Source organism: Pseudoalteromonas umbrosa (assembly GCF_030125375.1).
Lineage (GTDB): Bacteria > Pseudomonadota > Gammaproteobacteria > Enterobacterales > Alteromonadaceae > Pseudoalteromonas > Pseudoalteromonas umbrosa.
Genome location: NZ_JASJUU010000006.1, coordinates 198,085 through 218,415, shown reverse-complemented (window position 1 = coordinate 218,415; position 20,331 = coordinate 198,085). Strand labels below are relative to the sequence as shown.

Genomic DNA, 20,331 nt, shown 5'->3' with positions numbered 1-20,331 from the left:
GCTTTATCGCAACTAATTGGTTTAAAGACTATGAAAACAGCGAGCCGTTCTTTATTTGCTCTTTTGCTATCTACGTCATTTGCATATCCGGTGATTGCAAATGATAACCGTCCCGTCACCATGGATGACATTAAGGCACTTGAAGCCCAGCTTGCGGAACTCAAACGACGATTTACTGCGCAGCACCCAGAACCTGAAAAACCAGCAGACACCAGACAACCTACCGCCACCGCCAAAACAGCACCAAAACCTGTACCAAAAGCGGCAGAAAAACCTGTAACGCATAAGGTTGAGGTCTATGCGACCATGCGCCCAACCTATGGACGCATCGAAGACAACGGCGAAGATACATACGATGTGCGTGACGCATTATCCCACGCGGGGATCAAAGCCACCCACAGATTTAATGATGACTGGGCCGCAGAACTACATGGTGAGTGGAGTATCGACATTCAAAATACCGGTGAGTTTGGCCGCTCTCGTCGCGCCTACACCGCCCTAGTTACCCCCGTCGGGCGCTTTGGGATTGGTAAACAGCGACCTGCGCAGTACTTGTTTATTGCTGAATACGTCGATATTTTTAATCATGCAAACAGTCCTTACGCCTATGATAACGAAAGCCTATTTTTCGTTGACAACTTGCTCAGTTACCGCCTTGACAGTGGTCCTATTACTTTTGTAGCTGTTGCACAGTACGATGGAGCAAATAACGAAAACTATGCAGACTTGTTCAATGCTGGTGTCAGCTATGATAAAGATGGGCTACATGCTGCAATCACCTACCAAATGAATGATGTCTACGACCAGCAAGTCAGGCAAGGAGAAAACTCCATCTGGGCAGGCTCAGTAGCCTATGATTTTACAGACCGCTTTTACGCTGCAATCGCCTATCAAGATAAAACGTATGAAAGAAACAATATCGCAGACAGAGATGGCTCAACACTTGATCTTTCTTTTGCTTATAAACTGACAGAGTTTTATAAGCTAAAAGCAGGATTTTTTGATTTTGACGACGGTTACAGTGATAACGACCCAGCTAATCAGAGCTACGATGGTTACAACGTCACTTTAGAATGGATGCCAACGCCACCGCTGCGCGTACACCTTGAATACCTCACCAAGTCGTATACGAACGACCAAGATTTTGACTCTTTGTCCGTTGGCTTCAGATATGACTTTAGAACGTCGATAAATTACTAGAACCCAAAGAGCCTCTGTTACTCACGATACAGGGGTTCTTTTATCCATTCATAGATCAAAAAAGTCACATAAACTATTGATAATCATATTTTACGCCCCATCATATTCAAATCATCAATACCAACATAAATCATCAGCATGATCCAATACGACGCACCCACAACACAAGAAGACGCATTGCAAATTCAAACATCTTTAGCCAATACCGTCATTATGACTGATCAATTCAATGAGATTGATACAATCGCAGGCGTGGATGTTGCCTATGATGAAGACAATGACCAAGTGGTTGGCGCAGTGGTACTATTAGACGCAAAAACACTGCAAGTCATCGAGTCATGTAGTGTGGTAGAGACCATCAGCTTTCCTTATATACCAGGGTTATTTTCTTTTCGTGAAATCCCCCCGTTAATCAATGCCATAAAAAAACTTTCGATGTTGCCAGATTTAATCGTCTGTGATGGGCAAGGCATCGCACACCCTAAGCGTTTTGGTATGGCAAGCCACCTTGGTGTGCTTTTAGATATTCCCACTATTGGTTGTGGTAAAACCAAGCTGATCGGTGAGTATGAAACGCCGGGTGCATGCAAGGGCAGCATGTCTGATTTAATGCATGATGAGACTATTATCGGCAAGGTGCTGCGCACGCAAAAAGATATCAAACCGGTTTTTGTCTCGGTGGGGCATAAAATAAGTATTGAAACAGCTGTGCAATGGATTGAAAAGCTCACTCCCAAATACCGTTTGCCAGAAACTACTCGACAAGCGGATCAACTGGTCAATCGCAGCTTAAAAGCACTGAAGGCTTAAACACCCATAAATTATCACACTAGCGTTTTTGATTTTTTCGCCATGCAGCAGGCGTTTGACCAATATATTTTTTGAATTGGCGAATAAAGTGGGTGGTATCACTCCACCCAAGTGTTTCTGCTAAATGACTGACAGGCTGTGAAGTATGTAGCAGCTGTGTACACGCCTGCGATAAGCGCTTTTGTGTGATCCATTGACCAACCGTATGCCCCGTTTCTTGTTTAAACAATTGGGCAAGATAAGGAGGCGTCACATGAACCGCCTCACTTACTTCATTGAGTCCAATAGATCGTAAATAATTGGCTTGTATGAACGTGAGCGCCTTTTCAACCTTCTCGTTATATTGCGAAGAATTTGCGCCACACGAGACAGCCAAACTGAGCTCATTCAACAACAAAACAACAAAGCTGCGCTGCACTTCAAGGCTCAGTTTTTGTTGTTGAGCCGCAATCAGTTCATAAAATAGAGTTGAAATGAAGGCATGCCGGTCCAAGCTCGCCGCTTTCACGGGCAACACGCCTTTTTTCACCTGCTCAAAAGAAGTCAGTAAATCACTGTCGGCTAAACCCAAGCAATCAGGGCAAAAACTCAGCCATAAAACCTGCAGGTTTTCACCTGTTAACAGCGTATGAGGAACGCCTGGCGGCACAATATTAAATGAGCCAGGCTTAATGTGATAAGGCAGGCGATGGGCAATGGTCATTTCACCAGATACGATAAAAGTCAGTACACATTCCGCATGTGAGTCATGCTTTTGCTCTGTTAGCGTCTCAAAAAACGCCTCGCCAACGGCCAATGCATGCATACTGTTACCCCACTTTTTGAAAAGCTTAAAAAAAGCCGATTTTTACTAAATTCTATCAATTATCGTCCAATAAATTTAGCTCTAGAATAGCCCACATATTAAAACACGCATATTTAGAGGTATATTATGGTTGACTCTCCAATGACAATAAACTTTTCCATTGCTTTGATGGGACTGACATTACATATTCTGATCTGGGAAAAGCTGCCTGATTGGGGAACGTGGTTTAACACGCTCGTCGATAAACTCCCTAAGCCACTTGCTTACCTTTATGAAGCTTGGCATTGCCCATACTGTTTTGGTTTTTGGGCCGCCTTAGCGCTGCATGCACTCACTCAGCAAGCAACCTTACCCGCGCTGCAAAATATGCCTGACTTTTTAGGGGTAACAACAATACCTATAGCCTGGTTTTTGGATGCATTGGTGAGCGCCCTCTTCATTTACGTAGGCAGCCTACTATTAAAAGCCCTCGCAGGCCCTGCACTAACAGGTCACCAAAAAATGATGGCGTTTAAGCAATCTCAACAATAAGTGCATTAAAGTCAGAAAGTAACTAACCTTTATTAATAAACCAAGCTTGCGGCACTGATACTGCCGCTTTTGGAGAGCTAAACAGATGTCCTCTTTATTCACTACGCAAAGACTCTGTGTATATCATTGCCAATCTTTATTATCAAAGCCAAATCATGCTCAGCAAATTACGCACATACTCACCCCTGCTGTCACTGCATTTTTACCTAAAGAGTGGCAATCACCACCGCTAGATGAGCACGCAGTGCAATGGCTCAGTGACAAGCTTAAAGAAGCAGACATATTCATAGCGATGAGCAGAGAAACCACACTCAAAGACCGCACTCTGCCAATTGGATTAACCTTATTCCACCGCTCTGGTGACACAGCACACATAGGGTATTTGATCGCTGAACAAGCTTGGGGACAGGGCTTTGGCAGCGAGCTTTTGTCTGGGCTAATGACTTATTTAGCATACACCACCAGCATTAAAACCGTATTTGCTGGAGTGGACCCTCATAATAAAGGCTCTATTCGTGCACTTGAGAAGTGTCACTTTCATCTCGATACGACAGCGAAAGACGGACAAAATGCCTTTTATGTCTATCACTTTTAGTCCCTCATAAAGCTTGTGACATTGACGACCATTTGGTACTTTCCCTGCGTCAGTCTGTACGCTTAGGAATACTCTTGCACTCACTTAATCGCCCACTCACTCTCACAACAGATACCAATGTCATCATAGAGCGACTCTATCAAGACTATTTAGCCCTTGATGAAGACTACCAAACACTGGTGCAAGTGCTTGCAGTGGTTTTTAAGTCGGCGTCTACCATAAAAATAAAGCAAATATTAAAGCGTTTAACAGAGCGAAAAGTCATCGCACAAGGTAGGCCTGTTTCTGCACTTAGCTCAGAACTGACAACGCTATTAGAAGCAAAGCAGCTGGCTATTATTGAGCACCTCAATGTGCGAATAAACCCACTTATCGCTAACCATGTAATTCAGCATGCACAAAAGCTTGGGCGATTGTTACCGATATTAAAATATGCAGAAGAGTTTATCCCGGTGCTCAATGCCTACGAGTGGGAGCGAGACCCAGAAGATGAAAACCGTCTCACTCGCGACTTTTTGTTACTTGGCCAGCTACCTAAAGCAAAAGCACGATTGGCTTTTCACAAAAACCCGCAAATAGTCAACACACAAAATAACAGTGCACTGGTGCAGTTTGTTTTTTACCCATTCCAACTGGATACGTTTGCTGAGTTACCAGAAGAGATGCAATACCAAGCATTTGCAACATTACTTGCGAACCAAAAACAGTTTGGTATCAATAACCATGTTGCGCTTGAGCTGCTTATTCAAGCGCAAAAGCACTGCCCAAATAATCGAAACTTGCGCTTTTTGCTCAGTGAAACCTTGTTACTGGATAACCATGTACACCAAGCACAACAATTAATAAAACCCAATGATATAACCAGTTATGCGCTGCAGCTGAAAGCTAGCTTTTTACTGCTTAACAATCAAAGCGAGCATGCATGTCAGCAATTTAATAGTGCGCTTCAAGCACAGCAAAAATATTCCAAGAAGAAAGCACCCTATTTAGACGGTATTTTTGGCTGGCTCCACCTCATTGCCCTTTTAGCGTCAGCGTCAAGTAACAATGATCATACTCAGCAAGCCATGTCCCTTGCCAGTAATCAGCTATCCGATAAAAAAGGGAATAAAACAAATTACTATATTGGCCAATTATTTGAGTGCTTGAGTGAATCTTTATTGACTGCGGCCCCCTTTATTAGCCAGTTTGTAGAGCATGAACGGGACTTGCAAAATCGCCCTTTGGATTATTACGCTTGTCAGCTCTTTTCACTACTGGCGCTGCACTGGTGTAAGCAATCGCTCAATGAGCAACATCTTGAAAGGCTGCAAGCATGCCGCGCTTTTTTTAGTAACGCGACATTGAGCTTATTCACAGGCATTGCCGATCAGTTATACACCTCTGTGACAAACGGACATAAAGAGAGCGAGCTGAGTCTTAACTTCGCAACACTTATTCAGCAGCAGTCTGAATGGGATCTCGCCCTAGATAGATTGCTCGCGCTTGCGCCAAAAGAAGCCTTATCAGATAACGCTGACTCAACAGCCAGTGAACGCTTGATTTGGCTACTTGATATCGCCAATGGTAAAGCTTCGTTTCAAGCAAAAGTGCAAAAACGCCAACCTCATGGTTGGAGCAAAGGCAAAGCCATCCCGCTTGAGACGCTATATCAAAATCAACAAGATTTGACCTATTTAACGGCATCAGATTTGGCCGTTATCGATGCCATGTCAATAGACAAACATTGGCAAGACACCACCTATCACCTAAATAGCGTTGAAGCGCTTCGTGCGGCAGCACTCGCACCCAATGTATTTACTACCAATGATTTGAACGAACCTCTGGACATCATCGAGTCTCCAGCACAACTCGCCATCACAGCATGTGGGGAGCAATTGTTGCTTAGCTTGACTGATTTACCCGAAGATTTTGCAAAGTACTCAACGGTCTATGCCATAAAGCACATAACATCGCATCAATATGTATTCACTTACTTTGATAAGCAACACCTTAAAATTGCGCACATCATTGGTGAAAATGGCTTACTTATTCCAAAACAAGCCAAACCAAAATTGATTGCCAGCATCGCAGCTATTGCGCCGCTACTGAATATTGCCTCTCAAGTAAGCGACATAGAGATCGGGTTAGAAACGGTTGAGCCGCAAGCTCATCTCATCATTAATGTTAGCCCTTATCAACAAGGACTAGAGTTTCATTGCCTGAGTATGCCATTTGGTGACTTGGGACCCGCATTCCATCCAGGTGTTGGCAATGCAAGTATCAGTGCTGAAATTGAAGGTAAGCGAATAGCCACGAAACGCAACTTAGCGCAAGAACAAGAGCTGCTCGACAGCTTAGATACTCATTGTCCTGCCTTTTTAGCCATGGCTGATAACCGCTTGTGCATTGCTGATTTACAAGATGCACTTTGTGCCCTTGAACAGTTAGAACTAGGCTTGCAAAATTCACCGCCCCTACAGGTTAAAATTCGCTGGCCCAAAGGGAAAAAAATCAGTTTATCGAAGCCTTTAGAATCACAACATTTGCAGCTGGCCATCTCAAAGAAAAACCAATGGTTTGACCTAAATGGTGAGCTAAAAATAAATGACCAACAAGTCATCGAACTTAAAGAACTACTAAAACTGGTTGAACAAAGCCATGGCAGATTTATCGAGCTCAGTGGACAGCAGGTCGTCGCACTGTCTCACGCCTTACATGAAAAGTTAGTACAGCTCAATCAAAGTACAGAGCAAGGTCGCTTTCACCCGCTTGCTAGCCCAATCGTCTCTGAAGCTGTCACAGGTATGCGCATGAAAACCCTGCCTGCTTGGGAAGAGCAATCACAAAAAATGTATCAGGCCAATACGCTTAAAGTAACCCCACCAGCTGATTTAAACGCAACCCTGCGCGATTATCAGCATACGGGCTTTGATTGGGCCATGCGTCTAGCGCATTGGGGAGCGGGTGCGTGTCTTGCCGATGACATGGGTCTAGGTAAAACACTGCAATCTCTGGCTGTGCTACTCGCAAGGGCAAAAGAAGGGCCCAGCTTAATCATCGCGCCGACTTCGGTATGCTTTAATTGGCAGCAAGAAGCAACGAAATTTGCCCCCACACTCAGATTAAAATTACTGTCACACTATGGTGCCGGTGACGCCCGAACAGCATTGTTTGCGCAACTCAAAACGCAGGATGTCGTGATCATCAGTTATGGATTATTAGTGCGCGACATTGAACTGCTCAAAAGTATTAATTGGTCTTGTATCGTGGCAGATGAAGCACAAGCCATCAAAAACCCGCTGTCACAGCGCGCCAAAGCAGCCTGTGCACTCAAAGGGCAGTTTAAAATGATCACCACAGGCACGCCTATTGAGAATAACTTGGTAGAATTATGGTCATTATTTCGCTTTGTTAACCCCGGGCTATTGGGTAATCTCAAGCGCTTTTCTGAACGGTTCATCCAACCCATAGAGAGCAAAGAAGACAAACCAATTGCGGCGCGCTATGCACAGCAAAACTTAAAAACCTTATTGCAACCGTTCATTTTAAGACGCATGAAACATCAGGTGCTAACGGAGCTGCCGCCAAGGACAGAAATCAATGTCCCGATCCAACTTAGTGATGAAGAGCAAACCCTCTACGAGGCACTGCGTCAAAACGCCATTGCCAATATCGCACAGGCCAATGAGCAACAAGATTCGGGCTCTCAACACCTTGCGATGCTAGCTGAGTTGACCAAACTGCGCCAAGTCTGCTGTAACCCCAACTTAGTAGCCCCAGAATTGGGTTTAAGCAGTGCCAAATTAAACAAATTAGATCAGCTATTACAAGAGTTGAGAGAAAATGGCCACAAAGCACTGATCTTCAGCCAGTTTGTGGGCCATTTACAGCTGCTAGCGCAACACTTAAAGACACGCGATGTGAACTATCAATATTTAGATGGTTCAACGCCTGCGGCGCAGCGCCAAGCACGTGTTAATGCATTTCAACGCGGCGAAGGTGAGGTATTCTTAATTAGTCTCAAAGCAGGCGGCTCAGGGCTTAACCTCACGGCTGCGGATTATGTGATACACATGGATCCTTGGTGGAATCCAGCGGTTGAAGCACAGGCATCAGATAGAGCACATCGTATTGGACAATCTCGACCTGTAACCATTTATCGCTTGATCGCACAGCAAACCATAGAGGAGAAGATCATTGCCATGCATGAGCAAAAGCGCGACTTAGCGCAGCAGCTATTGAGCGGCCAAGATACAACTTACAAACTCTCAGTAAAAGAAGTGCTAGAACTACTTAAAGATACCCTCTAAAACCCTTTCAATATACGCTTTGAAAGAGCAGGCTGTTGCCTGCTCTTATCTGACATTTATGGATATGTCACCGTCAATGGAGTAAGTTTTAAGGTGCCATTGAATGAATCATATATCCCGGTCATCGCAATGCTGCTCGCTTTGTTTTTCGCTTGATACTGCGCTTCGGAGTAGCCATTATTCAGTGCGTCTTCAAGGCTGCCAAGCGGATTTCTTTGTATTGCGAAGTTATACAAAAGGTATGTATTGTAATCACGTACGAACGTACCATGACTTAGAAATTCACCATGCTCTACTGGGATATCCCATGCAATAGTCGACTTCATTTTGCCCGTGTCTGCGTCCACGCTACGGCTTAGCGTCATAAATTGTGACAAAAAGGCTTTACTATCTGGGTGTAATGCACCTAACTGAAATGGCTCAGACACACCTGCATTCCATACGCCAATGTCTGTTGCCATCACCTTCATATCCGAGGTTATGTCTTCCTTATAAAGGATAGATGAAACATAGCCATCTAAGGTTAATTGACCTTTAAATGGCAGCGCGATACCCATTGTATCCCATCGTGCATCATCGGCCCTTGGATGTTCATAAATAGAATAATCACAATTGTAGTAACGACTATTAAGACAATACACAATGTCGTTTTCACCATACTGCATTTCCAAATCACTTGGGTGTGCGATAGTTAACTCATAAGGCAAACTAGTGTCAGACTGATGATTAACTAGCTCTAATAAAGCTTGCTTGTCATACGTTATTTCACCGATCCGGTCTTCCTCTACACCATTAACGTTATGAAGGCTGATCAACCATATTGCGAGTTCCCCCTCCTGATTTAATATCGCCGATACTTCAGAGAGCGGTATGTTGATAGCCCATGCAAAATTATTTTGACGCTCTGGGCCATATACTTGGCCACACATTAAAGTGTGATCACCCCAATACACGTCAGCATATGCATATGTCAGTCCGTCACCACCAGCAAAGCGGGCCGTCAGGTTTTTCCCGCCCCCGCTTTCGGTGATGTCAAAGCCCAAAAATCTTACACCCGATTTCTCACTAGACTGCGTGTTAGCAGTATTGGTTAACATACTGTCATGTCGAAATTGTTTTGACTCAGGCTGCATTGCCCCCCTTGGTCCACACATATTATCTACCTGTATGACCTTTGATTGTCCAAATGCCGAAAAGCAAAGAGCAAATAATAACAAAATACCCTGTAAATATTTCATGTTCAGATCCTTGTAAATATTACGATTAAATATGTCTGCGCAATTATTACTCAACTTACGCTTATATAGCCTATCTCTTTAATTAAAACAAAACACCTAAAATTTACACAAAATATACATTTAAATTAATACTATTCTACTAAAACGCCCTTTACCTAATGATTAAGTGTAATATTTTTGTAATAGACTTGATTGGGAATGTATAGATAATCAGCAAAAACAACATTTGCAAACGGCTAAATTGTGATCATGCATACCATAGGTATCATCGGAGGTGTTGGACCCAGTGCCAGTGCTCAGTTTTACTTGACCCTACAGCAGCACGCTAACCACCTAACTCATAGACCGCATATTTTACTAGACAGTCTACCCATACCTTTTTGTTTAGAAGAAAACATATTAACGAAAGGGGCAAGGCTAGAACCCTATAAACCACTCTTAATTGAGTCTGCAAAAAAACTCGCCAAAGGCGGCGCAGATTTTATTACTTTACCTTGCAACACACTGTCTTGCTTTATTAGTGAGATTCAGTCTCACGTACCTGTCCCAGTATTAAACATCATTGACCTTACTGTAAAATCACTTGCTCACAATGCAGTCGACAAAGTGGGGTTACTCGCAACCTCTCAAACCATACAACAGAGCTTATATTTAAATACGTTGAGTGAACATGATATTTCACTAGAGCTGCCAACCTCATTTGAACAAAAGCAAATAGATCAATTCATTCTCTCTCAAGTATCAAATGCACAGGCATTAAACTCTGATTACACACCGCGTACCTTACTTTGTATTGCTAAACGTATGATTGAAAGTGGTGCTGAGCAAATTATTCTTGGCTGCACCGATCTGCCGCCATTAACAAATAAACCAACCGTAAACCCTATCTCCTTGCTCGCGCAAGAAAGTTTACGCTTAATCTCAAAACCACAAAAAACGGCTTTAACCTCATGACTAAAGAACAAAATCTCATCGAAAAAATGACCAGTAGAGCCGCTCATCTTGACTACAAAGCCTTTAGTCTTGAGTCTATTGGCGGCATTGATGTATTAGTTGATTACCTTCATCAGGCCTACTGTGAAAATGATTCAGTTGTGCAATTGGGGCATGTTTGCCCGCACTGTAAAGGCAACGAGTTTAATGTTAGCACCGAGACATATCGCGACAAAACACACTGCCCTATTTGCGATACGCCGCTAGTCTCTTTTTGGAGCAAACCCCGTACCCAACATTACTTTTCATCTAAGAGAAATAGCTTAGGCTATCTTGCATTTGACCAAGGAAAACTCATTGGCCTCATTTGGGGGTTTCCAAGAACACTACCAAGCAATACCAAACCCGGCTTGTATGCGGATATGATAATTATTAATAAGAAATTTCATAAAACTAAGCTCGGCATGGGCATAATATTTAAGTTAACTGAGCATTTCTTAAGTGGCGCAAAAGCACAAGGTTACTGTCATATGATTGGCAGAACACAAATCACTAATGCACCGCTTATCAGCGCATTTAAACTTATAGGTAGCAAGGAGGTAGGCCCAGATCCCAGTGACCCCAAAACAAGAACACTGTGGTCTTTATCATTGGTTTAAGCCCTACCAATTGCCCGATTTAGCTCTGATTGTAAGATCTTCATACTTTTATTGTTGAAATTTGATTCACTTATTGAAACAATAAACAACAAAATAACAATGATTTTTATTTGCATGAGCTTTCTCGCTATTATCCCCATATGGACAGCATCTCTATTACTGTACCTATCTAGCCCTAAGCAGCGCCTATTAAAACAGCCGCTTAATAAACTCATGGGCTATATCGTAGCAACCATACTGTATACTGTTGCGAATATACTTTTTGCACTGGCTTTCCCGCTTGTATCGGCACTTTTAGCGAGCCTTGTAGTGCTCATGCTGGGGTTAGTCTCTGTGACTATCCTAGCAGGTAAGTCAAAACACCTATTTATATCGGTATCAATTTTACTCGTTGTACTTTGCACAACAGTTGGAGGGACACTCTATGTGGCCTAAAACCATTCTTGGCTTTTTTTCAGGGTTATTTATTTCAATCTCTTTGGCACTGAATACCAATTTAATTTTGCCTTTTGCAGAAGATACACGTTTGCTCATCGGACTTATTTTAGGCTTCCCAATTTGGGCAGGAGTTATGGTTTGGGTTTATGCATTTGATACCGCTCTTAAGGCTGCAAAGCACATGCTTTTAATTCTGCTGCCTTCAGCACTTCTCAACGTCATTTTACTGGTGTAACACAATGAAGAACCAAACTTTAAAGACACTTACCAACGCACACGCATGGATTGGTCTCATCATTTCATTTGTTTTGTTTATCGTTTTTGTTGCTGGCTCTATTAGTTTATTTCGTGAAAACATTGAGACATGGGAGAAAATATCTCTAATAGGTGAACATGCTCCACATAGTAAGAAAGTATCTTATGACACAGTGATGGCGAAACTCGATGCGCAATATCAAGTTGATACCCATCACTTATTTTACTTGTATGAACCTACAGAGCGAAACCCTTTCATGCAAGTATACTTTGCCGTTGAGCTAGCAGAGCCTCATCCCGAAACTGGCGAAGATCATAAAGACATGTACCTACTACTTGACCCAGTTACTGGCGATATCATTGCGGACGCAAACGAGTTTCAATATGCAAACTTTGTGTATCACCTTCATTATGATTTAGGCATCGGACGAATAGGTCTTTATTTTGTAGGTATTATCACTTTATTCTTTTTTGTCGCCTTGCTTAGTGGTGTAGTAATACATTGGCGCAAGCTATTTAAGAATTTTTATCAGTACCGTTTCGGCAAAAATAAAGACAAATGGCTTGACGCACATAACTTAATAGGGACCATGGGGCTGCCATTTCATATTATGTATGCCTTCACAGGTTTAGTGTTCAACCTTGTGATCATCTATCAAATCTCATACGCGCTTATTTTGTATCAAGGTAGCCAAGAGAAGGTACTGCAAGCCGCAGGGTTTAACGAGCCCCATATTGAAGAAGCTGATAAACGCATGCCAATGCAAGGTATCGATGCATTGTACCCAAGAGCCATGGAGGAGCTGGGTGATGTTAAGCTCAGACTAATGATGATAGAGCATTTTGGCGATGAAAACGCGGTATTAGTGTTTATGGGTAAAAGCAATGACGAATTTTCTAACGAAGTGGATGTACGTTATACACTTAAAGATCAGCAGCAAATATATATCACCACAGACAACTATGATAATAACTTACGCGGAGGCCTTGCGACGATTGCCAGCTTGCATTTTGGCGACTTTGCTGGTTACGGGATGCGTATTGCTTTTTTCATCCTCGGATTAGCAACCGCTTATGTGATTATTACAGGTAATCTCATGTGGATAAGCAAACGCGCCAAACAAAAGAAGCAAAGTAAACGCAGCCTTACCTTTGTTACTCGCTTAACCTCAGGGGCATTTATCGGTTGCATGGCTGCTATTGCCTTAGGCGCTGTTGCAACAAAAGTGATCCCGCTTGACCTAGCTGGTCGCATGACCAGTATTCAAGCAATTGTATATATGAGCTTTTTTATCAGTATCGTTGCGTCGTTGTCCATCAAGCAACAACCGATGTTTTGTCACTACACCTTAAAATTATCAGGGCTGTTATATGCCTTAGCTGCCCTACTAAATATTCCAAGTTACCTACAATTTAGTGGTGTGTTATCAAACATGATATTGGTGGATCTTGTGATCGTCGATGTGATGTTAATCTCAATTGGCAGCTTATGTTGGTATGGCGCATTGAAGTTTGCGAAGAAAACAGAGCAGGTACAACAGGATATTAGACAGCCTGACTCTGAGTTAAGTACTGCACCTTAGCGACAACCTACACTAACTAAAAAGCCCAGCTGATCAGCTGGGCTTTTTAATTTTTTGGGAGTTACTATGAATTACTCACATTTTTTATTAATGTTTTCTGCGTTTAATTCGGCCAGTAGCTTCCATGAACTCGTGGTTACCAACGCAAGCGTCCATATGACCAATCCCACAACCAAATATAACGCTTTATCAATGCCAAGAAATAGTAGCACGGCAACAATACCGAACATCAAATAAGTTAACATCGACAAGAGGTAAATCTTACTCGCTCCAGAGACCTGTACGGTATAATCACACTTGTCTTTAAGTTCAATATGCAAGCCTCTTGCTGTGATAACAAATGCATAGAGTGCCACTAAAAATAACGGCATGGTTGTACCTAATAGGCCAGCTTTAGGAATAATAAAAATGAGTGCAAATATCACCAGAAACAAAAAGGCTTTAAAGGTGTGCTGCGCCAATCGTTTTACCCGAACAAATTCGGGATGATTGAGCAGTTCATGACGCAAAGATAAGCTCACGAAAAGCAAGCCTGCAAACGTCGCACTGACTTGTGACAAAACAGAGTAAAAGTCATGCCAAGTCTCAATAACGGAATTAAAATCTACCAAACTACTTTCCTTAATGCTTCGGGCTATTAATTGCTTATTTTTACACAATCCTAAAGCAAAAAAAGATTAATAAAAAGCCAGTAGACGAAGTAATTCAGTGATTTATGCAAATAGCAGGCGTATTCACACACCTGCTAAAAGTTGTTTTTATAACGCATCTCCTGCACGATTTATGGCATCAAATTGATGGCCATCAGGTCCGCCATCACGAAGCGGAATTAACATATTAATCTCATTACTACCAGCCAATGCTTCTGGGTCAGTTAACGCGTGCAAAAATGCTGCAAGGTAGCTTATTTGTGTCTCGGTAAAACCTCGAATAATGGCATCACCCCCCCTATCAGAGGCTGCGCGGTTTTGTGCATTCAGTTCCAATACATACTCCCCAGCCTCGCCAACAACCGTGGCACATTGCTCAGCGTTTAAGTGTTGAAATTGAGGTAACCCACAGGTTTCACGCTCACCATAAAAGCGCTCCAACGACCCGGTCACATCAGAATAATGCTCAATGACACGCTCTAATGAGGCAAATACACCTTTGTCTCCATACGGCGCTGTGATACCCACATTTAATAAACTTGGCATTCTAAATTGGTTTTTAAAGTTCCCATCCGCAACACCGTGTATTCCAATTTGCGGGTATAATGGACCACGAGTGCGCTCAGGTGTAAACATCACACCATCGTGGCAATTTGCACAGCCTGCAGCGGTATAAAAAAACAGGGCTCCCCGTTTTTGCGCTTCACTGAGTTTTTGCTTCTCGCCATCGATATAATCAAAAAACGGATTATCTATGAACATAAATGATGCTTGATAAGCTGCCATAGCACGCGCGATACGCAAAAAATTTATCTGCTCATCGCCAAACGCAGCTGAAAAATGAGGCTTCCAATTATCAGATAAGCGTAGTGCGATAAACTCCCGATAAGCTTGAGGCGATTCAAACCCGCTTGGGTCACCCATTTCTGCAGCTGCGGTTATCGGAAAATGAGCCTGTGCCATCAACAAACGTAATGGATCTGAACTTTCTACCTCTTCATTCATCAAGCGCGTCACATCAAGTTCTGGTGTTTGTATATCTGCCGTTGAGACAGTCCCCACCTCACTATCACGGTTCGCTTCTCGTAACCGTACCCGTTGATCCCAAAACATACTGTCAACCCAAAGTGCAGAATTACATATTGGTGGTGAGTTTCTGCCAACAGCAGGAACCGTCTGCCCATCACTGCGGCCCAATCCCAAAACATCAGCATCTTCTGCATTCACACCAATAGATAGCGATAAGCCATCACTGCCGCAACCTTGCGCAGGGTGATGGCAAGAAGCACAGGAAGTATCAAAGTTCTGACTTAAGGCTTTGCTAAAAAAAAGGCGTTTACCAAGCTCTATCATTTGACTATTTTCTTGACGACGATAGCGCGCCACATAAGCCTGCATATCTTCTAAGCCCGCTTTGAGCGTATAATGCTCGATCAGCTTATCCATACAAGCATCCAGCTCCTGCGCTGGTATAGCATCAAGATCATTAGTGCCGCAGTGATCCACCAGCCTAGCAATCCCCACTCTGATCACAGAACCATTACGCATACCATCATTGGCATCATCGGTGAGTGTTTTTACACTATCAATATTGGAACGCTGGCTGATTTTTCTACCCTGATCTCTTGCCACAGCCACGACATGATAACTGTGCTCAAAATTAGGACTAGCTGACGTATCAACAAAAAAGGTCATTTTAGTGCGGCCAATGCGTTTGCCATCACGAAACACGCGATAACCAGTAATGCCTGCAACACCGCTAGGTGCCTGCCAACTCAGCCCAACTTCAGTTGCTGAGTGCACTTTAGCAATCAGCTGAGAAGGCGCTGAAGACTCTATGGGTACGCTGGCATGAAGCCATGATGCCCATATTGTCAAAGGGATGAGTAACAGTAGATTTATCGATTGACGGTAGCTTTTTCCAAACATTGCAGTTCCTCCATAACGACTACCAAGATTTGTTGGGGTTATGTCGGTAGCCTACTCGGATTTCCACACATCTATCCCGATAATAAAAACAACTTTATCAAAATCAGGAAATTAGCTGGATATAGGCCACCAATACTGACTATGAGCATGAAATAAGGAAAAAATATGGATAAATTTAAAATAACCAACACTTAAGTGCTAACTTTCACTTCAAAATAATAAATTGAGCCACTGAAAAGTATCAGTGATTTTGCTGGTGATTATACCTTTAAGCTAGCCTGACCCTCGCTAATATGAAATAATTACCTCACTTGGAAACTAACGTTTTATAGATTGTTAAATGGATTTAAACTATCCCATAGAGTCTGCCTTCTTAGTCTTATCGCTGTTATTTACCATTACTCTAATACCCGCCAAAGTTACTATTCAATTTATTGGTGCCGACTACAGCAATATTTTGCGCTGTGCACTCGCTGTATTCATTGCCACAATCACGACCCTGTATGCAATCAGTGCGATTGATCATCTGATCGGAGTCATATTGTCATTCACTTGGCTGGTCTTTATTTTTAATCGAATTTTAGGGATGTCTAAATCTTGGAGTAGTCTATTTACAATTTGGCTGGTACTCATTCAACTTGCGGTATTGCATGGTTTAGATAAATATGGCTTTTTGTGGTATCAAACTGCAAGTCGACTTGTTTAATACCACTTTTTTCAGAAATTCAAAATTGATAGCACTTAATCAATACGACCACTTTTATTTATGAATTTATAGTCAAATTGTATATAAGATTGGTTTTCAGCTTTTGAAAAATCGTTTTTATCCTGAGTAGCTAAAAAGGTGCGGTAATCATTCAATGATGTAGGTGCTTGAGGGTAAGCCATCAAACTAATTTGAAACGATGACAACTCATTAAACTCAATACTATCTAACGTAAACGCGTTCCCAAATTGAAACTCTGGTATCTTGCCCGCCGTTTCCCCTGAAATATGCCATTGATAGCTCTGACCTTCACTGGATGAGAATGAAAATTGCCAGTCGACAAGCTTTAATCTGTCATCTAATGCACTGAAGTCATAACTAAAGCTAAAACTATTGCTGTTATGACCAGATAAAAATGCCTGACCTAAGTCATTATCTAACCCAACAGGCGTTGTAAAGCTCACCTCCCCTTCAGAAGAAATTGCAGATTCTGAGTAGCTTGAACGCATCAATTGGAAAAGATCTAAATCGGTATTATCACCAACTTTCACGGTATACTGCGAGTAATCCACTAAATCTGGAAAAATAGCATTTGCGGTGAGTGCAGGCATATTAAACAATAAATGATAGCTATCATCCTCTTGCTTTCCCTTAGTGTAGGAGGCAATGACTATGTCAGCGTCATCATCTAAATTTGGTGTCGAAACCGCGACTCCATCGTAACTAAAATTTTCGGCTAATAACTGAAACACTTGAGTATTTGCATCTGCATTCGGTTCAACATGGGCTAGTTTAACGATCTCTTTATCACCAGACACTACTGCAAACGGAATATGCTTTTCATCTCGGCAAAGATGCGCTTTTTTCAAAGACTCGCCTAATGGCGCTTTATATGCGTAATTCAAAAAAGTTGAATCTAGACCTTTAGTTAACATCTTATAATCAGGGTACGTCAATGCCGCATCTTCTACATCAACAAGATAGGTCTGACAAGGTATTACCGTGATTGCACTACATTCTTGCGGAGAGTCAAATACCATGCTACCCAAATTGACATCACCTGATATATCCATATGTGTATATACTTTTCGCAACGTACTACTGTCTTCTCGTTCACTAATGTCTACAACAGATACATGTTTGGCATCCTCTGGAATATCCCCTTGAAAATTGCCATTTTCATCTGGATTAGTAGTGGCAACAACCGCACCGTTTTCATCATGAAAAATGATTTCAATATCAGTTTGGCTATCTGCTGTGGAACACCCACCAAACACAGCATTGAGCGTCACAGAGCCCAGCTCTGGGGCTGGTACTATGGGGGTAACTTTAACTGTATCATCATCTGAAGAATTGCAACCCGATAGCGCCATAAGCATCGCACTGGTAACAAACGCATGTTTTAGATCTATTTTTTTCATTTTATTTCCTTTTAAAACAACCGAGTAATTATAATAAAAATCGGAACAACCTTAGCACGCAGGCCTCTGGAAAAAAGTTAACAAATGTTACTCTATGCTATTATTTGCAACTTAAAAATCCGAACTACAGCGTCCATTGTCCGCCCCAATTTACTGTCCGCGTACTGTCCGGTGTCCGTCCGCCCCCTTATTCCTCCCATAACAAAAAACAAAAAACAACAATAAATACAGCAACTTAAAAGTTGGCACATAGCTTGATATAGGAATAAAAACGACATAGCTTCAAGGAGTCGGACACCATGATCCGCAATACATCTCAGCAGGACAAAGTAATCACAAAGAGATCGACCAACAAAAAATGGATGCTTTCAAGCATTGGGGCCATTGGACTTATTAGCGCAGTGGCGTTCTCGTATGAAAGCTTCTCTACACTCTTATCGGCAGAGCAAGTGGTATCAACACAACAGCTAAAAACAGCTCAGGTGGTACGTGGCGATATGATCCAAGATATACGTGTTGAAGGCCGCACCCTTGCCGCCGTCAGCCCATCACTGTATGCCATTGCTTCAGGTACTGTGACACTACATGTCAAAGCTGGTGATACCATAACTAAAGGACAAGTATTAGCTAGCTTAGACAGCCCAGAATTGCATAATCAGCTGCTTCAAGAAGAAGCCACATTAAGACGCATTGAAATGGAAGTAAAGCGTCAACAGATCGCTATCAAACAGCAGCAATTAGATAATACACAAGACATGGAATTAGCAAAAGTCGAACTAGAAGCCGCACAAAGTGAAATGGCCCGGGCCAATGCCAGTATTGAGAAGCAAATTATCTCCAAGTTAGAACTAGAACAAACCATGGTCGAGCTCAAACGCGCTGAGCTCAATGAACGTCATGCAATCGATAGCTTAAAACTTTCTCAAGAGCAACTTAACTTTGAATTACAAAGCACCCAACTTGATTTAGATAGACAACGCCACCTGGTAGCTAACTTGCAAAGACAAGTTGATGCGCTCACGCTAACTTCGCCACTAAGCGGTATTGTGGGCAATTTAAACGTCCAGCAAAAACAGCATGTGCAAAGGGATAGCGAGTTGATGTCTTTAGTCGATTTAAGTGAACTTGAAGTGGAAGCTTATATTCCAGAAAACTTAGCGGATGAATTGGGCATTGGGTTAACTGCAAAAGTACAGATCAACAATCAATACTTCCCTGCAACACTTATGGCCATCTCTCCAGAGGTAGAAAATGGGCGTGTATCAGGTCGCATACGCTTTGATGAACAACCAAAAAGCTTAAGACAAAATCAACGTGTTAATGCACAGATCATTATCTCCCATAAGAAAAACATACTCAAAGTTGACCGTGGCGCATTTATTGAAACAGGGTCTGCCTCAACAGCCTATAAAATAAGCGACGGCAGTGCCCACCGAACTGATATTCAGCTAGGCGTAAAAAGCATCAGAGAAGTTGAAATCAAAAGCGGCTTGCAGGTCGGTGATACCATAGTAATATCTAGCCTCGCACCATTTCAACAAGCGCAACAAGTCATACTAAGTGAATAAAAATAAAAGGATAAACCCATGCTAAAAATGAATAACATCAGCAAAATTTACCGCACAGACTTAGTCGAGACACATGCACTGAGTGGTGTTAACCTCACAGTAGATGAAGGCGAGTTTATCGCTGTGACCGGTCCGTCAGGATCGGGTAAAACAACCTTTTTAAATATCACAGGCTTACTAGAGACATTTGAGGAAGGTGAATATATCTTGGATGGTGAAGATGTCAGTCAGCTCTCAGACAAGCACCTATCAAGACTTAGAAATGAAAAAATTGGCTTTATTTTTCAGGGCTTCAATCTAATTGCGGACCTTAACCTATACGATAATATTGAAGTCCCATTAATATTCCGTGGTATCAATCAAAAAGAGCGAAAGCAACGCATTGAAGAAAGCCTTGAGTTGGTAGGTCTAGGTAGCCGTGCCAACCACTACCCCGCCCAGCTAAGTGGTGGCCAGCAGCAACGTGTCGCCATTGCAAGGGCACTTGCAGGTAAACCACGATTTTTACTCGCCGATGAACCAACAGGTAATTTGGACACCATGATGGCACGTCAAGTCATGGAGCTATTGCAAGATATCAATCGTCAAGGCACCACACTTATCATGGTGACACATGACAATGAACTCGCACAGCGCGCGCACCGTAATATCCAGATCTTAGACGGTCAAGTCAGTGACATTGCTAAGAGCCAACTTACAGATTTAGCGGTATAGGTGA

The 20,331-nt window shown here is 42.5% G+C and carries 18 protein-coding genes; 13 read left to right on the top strand and 5 right to left on the bottom strand.

Going from position 1 to position 20,331, the window contains the following annotated elements; genetic code table 11:
• The first annotated feature begins 30 nt into the window (after positions 1-30).
• Together QNM16_RS19390 and nfi are read left to right on the top strand one after the other, a co-directional pair.
• Positions 31-1,200, top strand: coding sequence for a porin (locus QNM16_RS19390; RefSeq protein ID WP_284021978.1), 1,170 nt, complete (start codon positions 31-33; stop codon positions 1,198-1,200).
• Between the two features lie 138 nt (positions 1,201-1,338).
• Complete coding sequence (gene nfi, locus QNM16_RS19385; RefSeq protein WP_284021977.1) at positions 1,339-2,010, top strand: deoxyribonuclease V; 672 nt, start codon at positions 1,339-1,341, stop codon at positions 2,008-2,010.
• Positions 2,011-2,029: 19 nt separating this feature from the next.
• Here the strand turns inward: nfi and QNM16_RS19380 are convergent, their stop codons facing one another.
• Complete coding sequence (locus QNM16_RS19380) at positions 2,030-2,815, bottom strand: AraC family transcriptional regulator (protein WP_284021976.1); 786 nt, start codon at positions 2,813-2,815, stop codon at positions 2,030-2,032.
• A gap of 126 nt (positions 2,816-2,941) precedes the next feature.
• On the opposite strand from QNM16_RS19380, the gene QNM16_RS19375 reads away from it, so the two are divergent.
• From QNM16_RS19375 to QNM16_RS19365, 3 genes are all read left to right on the top strand, one after another.
• Positions 2,942-3,346, top strand: coding sequence for a hypothetical protein (locus QNM16_RS19375; RefSeq protein WP_284021975.1), 405 nt, complete (start codon positions 2,942-2,944; stop codon positions 3,344-3,346).
• 85 nt (positions 3,347-3,431) lie between these two features.
• A complete protein-coding gene (locus QNM16_RS19370; RefSeq protein WP_284021974.1) occupies positions 3,432-3,941 on the top strand; it encodes a GNAT family N-acetyltransferase in 510 nt (169 codons plus the stop codon).
• 74 nt (positions 3,942-4,015) lie between these two features.
• Positions 4,016-8,233 carry a DEAD/DEAH box helicase gene (locus QNM16_RS19365; RefSeq protein ID WP_284021973.1) on the top strand — a complete coding sequence of 1,406 codons (4,218 nt, stop codon included), beginning with the start codon at positions 4,016-4,018 and terminating at the stop codon, positions 8,231-8,233.
• A 56-nt stretch (positions 8,234-8,289) separates the two neighbouring features.
• Here the strand turns inward: QNM16_RS19365 and QNM16_RS19360 are convergent, their stop codons facing one another.
• A complete protein-coding gene (locus tag QNM16_RS19360; protein WP_284021972.1) occupies positions 8,290-9,471 on the bottom strand; it encodes a hypothetical protein in 1,182 nt (393 codons plus the stop codon).
• 249 nt (positions 9,472-9,720) lie between these two features.
• Here QNM16_RS19360 and QNM16_RS19355 point away from each other — a divergent pair, with 249 nt between their 5' ends.
• The 5 genes from QNM16_RS19355 to QNM16_RS19335 all read left to right on the top strand — a co-directional run bounded on the left by QNM16_RS19355 (position 9,721) and on the right by QNM16_RS19335 (position 13,339).
• The gene (locus QNM16_RS19355) at positions 9,721-10,425 is read left to right on the top strand and encodes an aspartate/glutamate racemase family protein (RefSeq protein WP_284022001.1); all 705 of its coding nucleotides are present in this window, start codon (positions 9,721-9,723) and stop codon (positions 10,423-10,425) included.
• Complete coding sequence (locus tag QNM16_RS19350) at positions 10,422-11,063, top strand: hypothetical protein (protein ID WP_284021971.1); 642 nt, start codon at positions 10,422-10,424, stop codon at positions 11,061-11,063. Before QNM16_RS19355 ends, QNM16_RS19350 begins: the two co-directional genes overlap by 4 nt.
• A 114-nt stretch (positions 11,064-11,177) precedes the next feature.
• Positions 11,178-11,498 (top strand): hypothetical protein, encoded by a 321-nt coding sequence (locus QNM16_RS19345; protein ID WP_284021970.1) that lies wholly within the window; start codon positions 11,178-11,180, stop codon positions 11,496-11,498.
• Positions 11,488-11,736, top strand: coding sequence for a hypothetical protein (locus tag QNM16_RS19340; protein ID WP_284021969.1), 249 nt, complete (start codon positions 11,488-11,490; stop codon positions 11,734-11,736). The genes QNM16_RS19345 and QNM16_RS19340 overlap by 11 nt, the downstream gene beginning before the upstream one ends.
• Positions 11,737-11,740: 4 nt before the next feature.
• Complete coding sequence (locus QNM16_RS19335) at positions 11,741-13,339, top strand: PepSY-associated TM helix domain-containing protein (RefSeq protein WP_284021968.1); 1,599 nt, start codon at positions 11,741-11,743, stop codon at positions 13,337-13,339.
• Positions 13,340-13,410: 71 nt separating this feature from the next.
• Here QNM16_RS19335 and QNM16_RS19330 read toward each other — a convergent pair whose 3' ends face one another.
• The gene (locus tag QNM16_RS19330; RefSeq protein ID WP_284021967.1) at positions 13,411-13,950 is read right to left on the bottom strand and encodes a hypothetical protein; all 540 of its coding nucleotides are present in this window, start codon (positions 13,948-13,950) and stop codon (positions 13,411-13,413) included.
• 147 nt (positions 13,951-14,097) lie between these two features.
• Positions 14,098-15,918: a cytochrome c peroxidase gene (locus tag QNM16_RS19325; protein WP_284021966.1), complete on the bottom strand. Its 1,821-nt coding sequence runs from the start codon at positions 15,916-15,918 to the stop codon at positions 14,098-14,100.
• A gap of 340 nt (positions 15,919-16,258) precedes the next feature.
• On the opposite strand from QNM16_RS19325, the gene QNM16_RS19320 reads away from it, so the two are divergent.
• On the top strand, positions 16,259-16,624 hold the full coding sequence (locus QNM16_RS19320; RefSeq protein ID WP_284021965.1) for a hypothetical protein: 366 nt from the start codon (positions 16,259-16,261) through the stop codon (positions 16,622-16,624).
• 35 nt (positions 16,625-16,659) lie between these two features.
• Here the strand turns inward: QNM16_RS19320 and QNM16_RS19315 are convergent, their stop codons facing one another.
• The gene (locus tag QNM16_RS19315) at positions 16,660-18,045 is read right to left on the bottom strand and encodes a hypothetical protein (RefSeq protein ID WP_284021964.1); all 1,386 of its coding nucleotides are present in this window, start codon (positions 18,043-18,045) and stop codon (positions 16,660-16,662) included.
• Between the two features lie 299 nt (positions 18,046-18,344).
• Here QNM16_RS19315 and QNM16_RS19310 point away from each other — a divergent pair, with 299 nt between their 5' ends.
• Together QNM16_RS19310 and QNM16_RS19305 are read left to right on the top strand one after the other, a co-directional pair.
• Positions 18,345-19,613: an efflux RND transporter periplasmic adaptor subunit gene (locus QNM16_RS19310; protein WP_284021963.1), complete on the top strand. Its 1,269-nt coding sequence runs from the start codon at positions 18,345-18,347 to the stop codon at positions 19,611-19,613.
• Positions 19,614-19,631: 18 nt separating this feature from the next.
• On the top strand, positions 19,632-20,327 hold the full coding sequence (locus QNM16_RS19305; RefSeq protein ID WP_039608773.1) for an ABC transporter ATP-binding protein: 696 nt from the start codon (positions 19,632-19,634) through the stop codon (positions 20,325-20,327).
• Positions 20,328-20,331 lie beyond the last annotated feature (4 nt).

Excerpts from the sequence above, each read along its gene's own strand:
- QNM16_RS19350 (WP_284021971.1), top strand. The coding sequence starts at position 10,422 with ATGACTAAAGAACAAAATCTCATCGAAAAAATGACCAGTAGAGCCGCT.
- QNM16_RS19310 (WP_284021963.1), top strand. The coding sequence starts at position 18,345 with ATGATCCGCAATACATCTCAGCAGGACAAAGTAATCACAAAGAGATCG.
- QNM16_RS19380 (WP_284021976.1), bottom strand. The coding sequence starts at position 2,815 with ATGCATGCATTGGCCGTTGGCGAGGCGTTTTTTGAGACGCTAACAGAG.
- QNM16_RS19320 (WP_284021965.1), top strand. The coding sequence starts at position 16,259 with ATGGATTTAAACTATCCCATAGAGTCTGCCTTCTTAGTCTTATCGCTG.
- QNM16_RS19315 (WP_284021964.1), bottom strand. The coding sequence starts at position 18,045 with ATGAAAAAAATAGATCTAAAACATGCGTTTGTTACCAGTGCGATGCTT.
- QNM16_RS19345 (WP_284021970.1), top strand. The coding sequence starts at position 11,178 with ATGAGCTTTCTCGCTATTATCCCCATATGGACAGCATCTCTATTACTG.
- QNM16_RS19375 (WP_284021975.1), top strand. The coding sequence starts at position 2,942 with ATGGTTGACTCTCCAATGACAATAAACTTTTCCATTGCTTTGATGGGA.
- QNM16_RS19305 (WP_039608773.1), top strand. The coding sequence starts at position 19,632 with ATGCTAAAAATGAATAACATCAGCAAAATTTACCGCACAGACTTAGTC.
- nfi (WP_284021977.1), top strand. The coding sequence starts at position 1,339 with ATGATCCAATACGACGCACCCACAACACAAGAAGACGCATTGCAAATT.
- QNM16_RS19370 (WP_284021974.1), top strand. The coding sequence starts at position 3,432 with ATGTCCTCTTTATTCACTACGCAAAGACTCTGTGTATATCATTGCCAA.
- QNM16_RS19355 (WP_284022001.1), top strand. The coding sequence starts at position 9,721 with ATGCATACCATAGGTATCATCGGAGGTGTTGGACCCAGTGCCAGTGCT.
- QNM16_RS19325 (WP_284021966.1), bottom strand. The coding sequence starts at position 15,918 with ATGTTTGGAAAAAGCTACCGTCAATCGATAAATCTACTGTTACTCATC.
- QNM16_RS19335 (WP_284021968.1), top strand. The coding sequence starts at position 11,741 with ATGAAGAACCAAACTTTAAAGACACTTACCAACGCACACGCATGGATT.
- QNM16_RS19360 (WP_284021972.1), bottom strand. The coding sequence starts at position 9,471 with ATGAAATATTTACAGGGTATTTTGTTATTATTTGCTCTTTGCTTTTCG.
- QNM16_RS19390 (WP_284021978.1), top strand. The coding sequence starts at position 31 with ATGAAAACAGCGAGCCGTTCTTTATTTGCTCTTTTGCTATCTACGTCA.
- QNM16_RS19340 (WP_284021969.1), top strand. The coding sequence starts at position 11,488 with ATGTGGCCTAAAACCATTCTTGGCTTTTTTTCAGGGTTATTTATTTCA.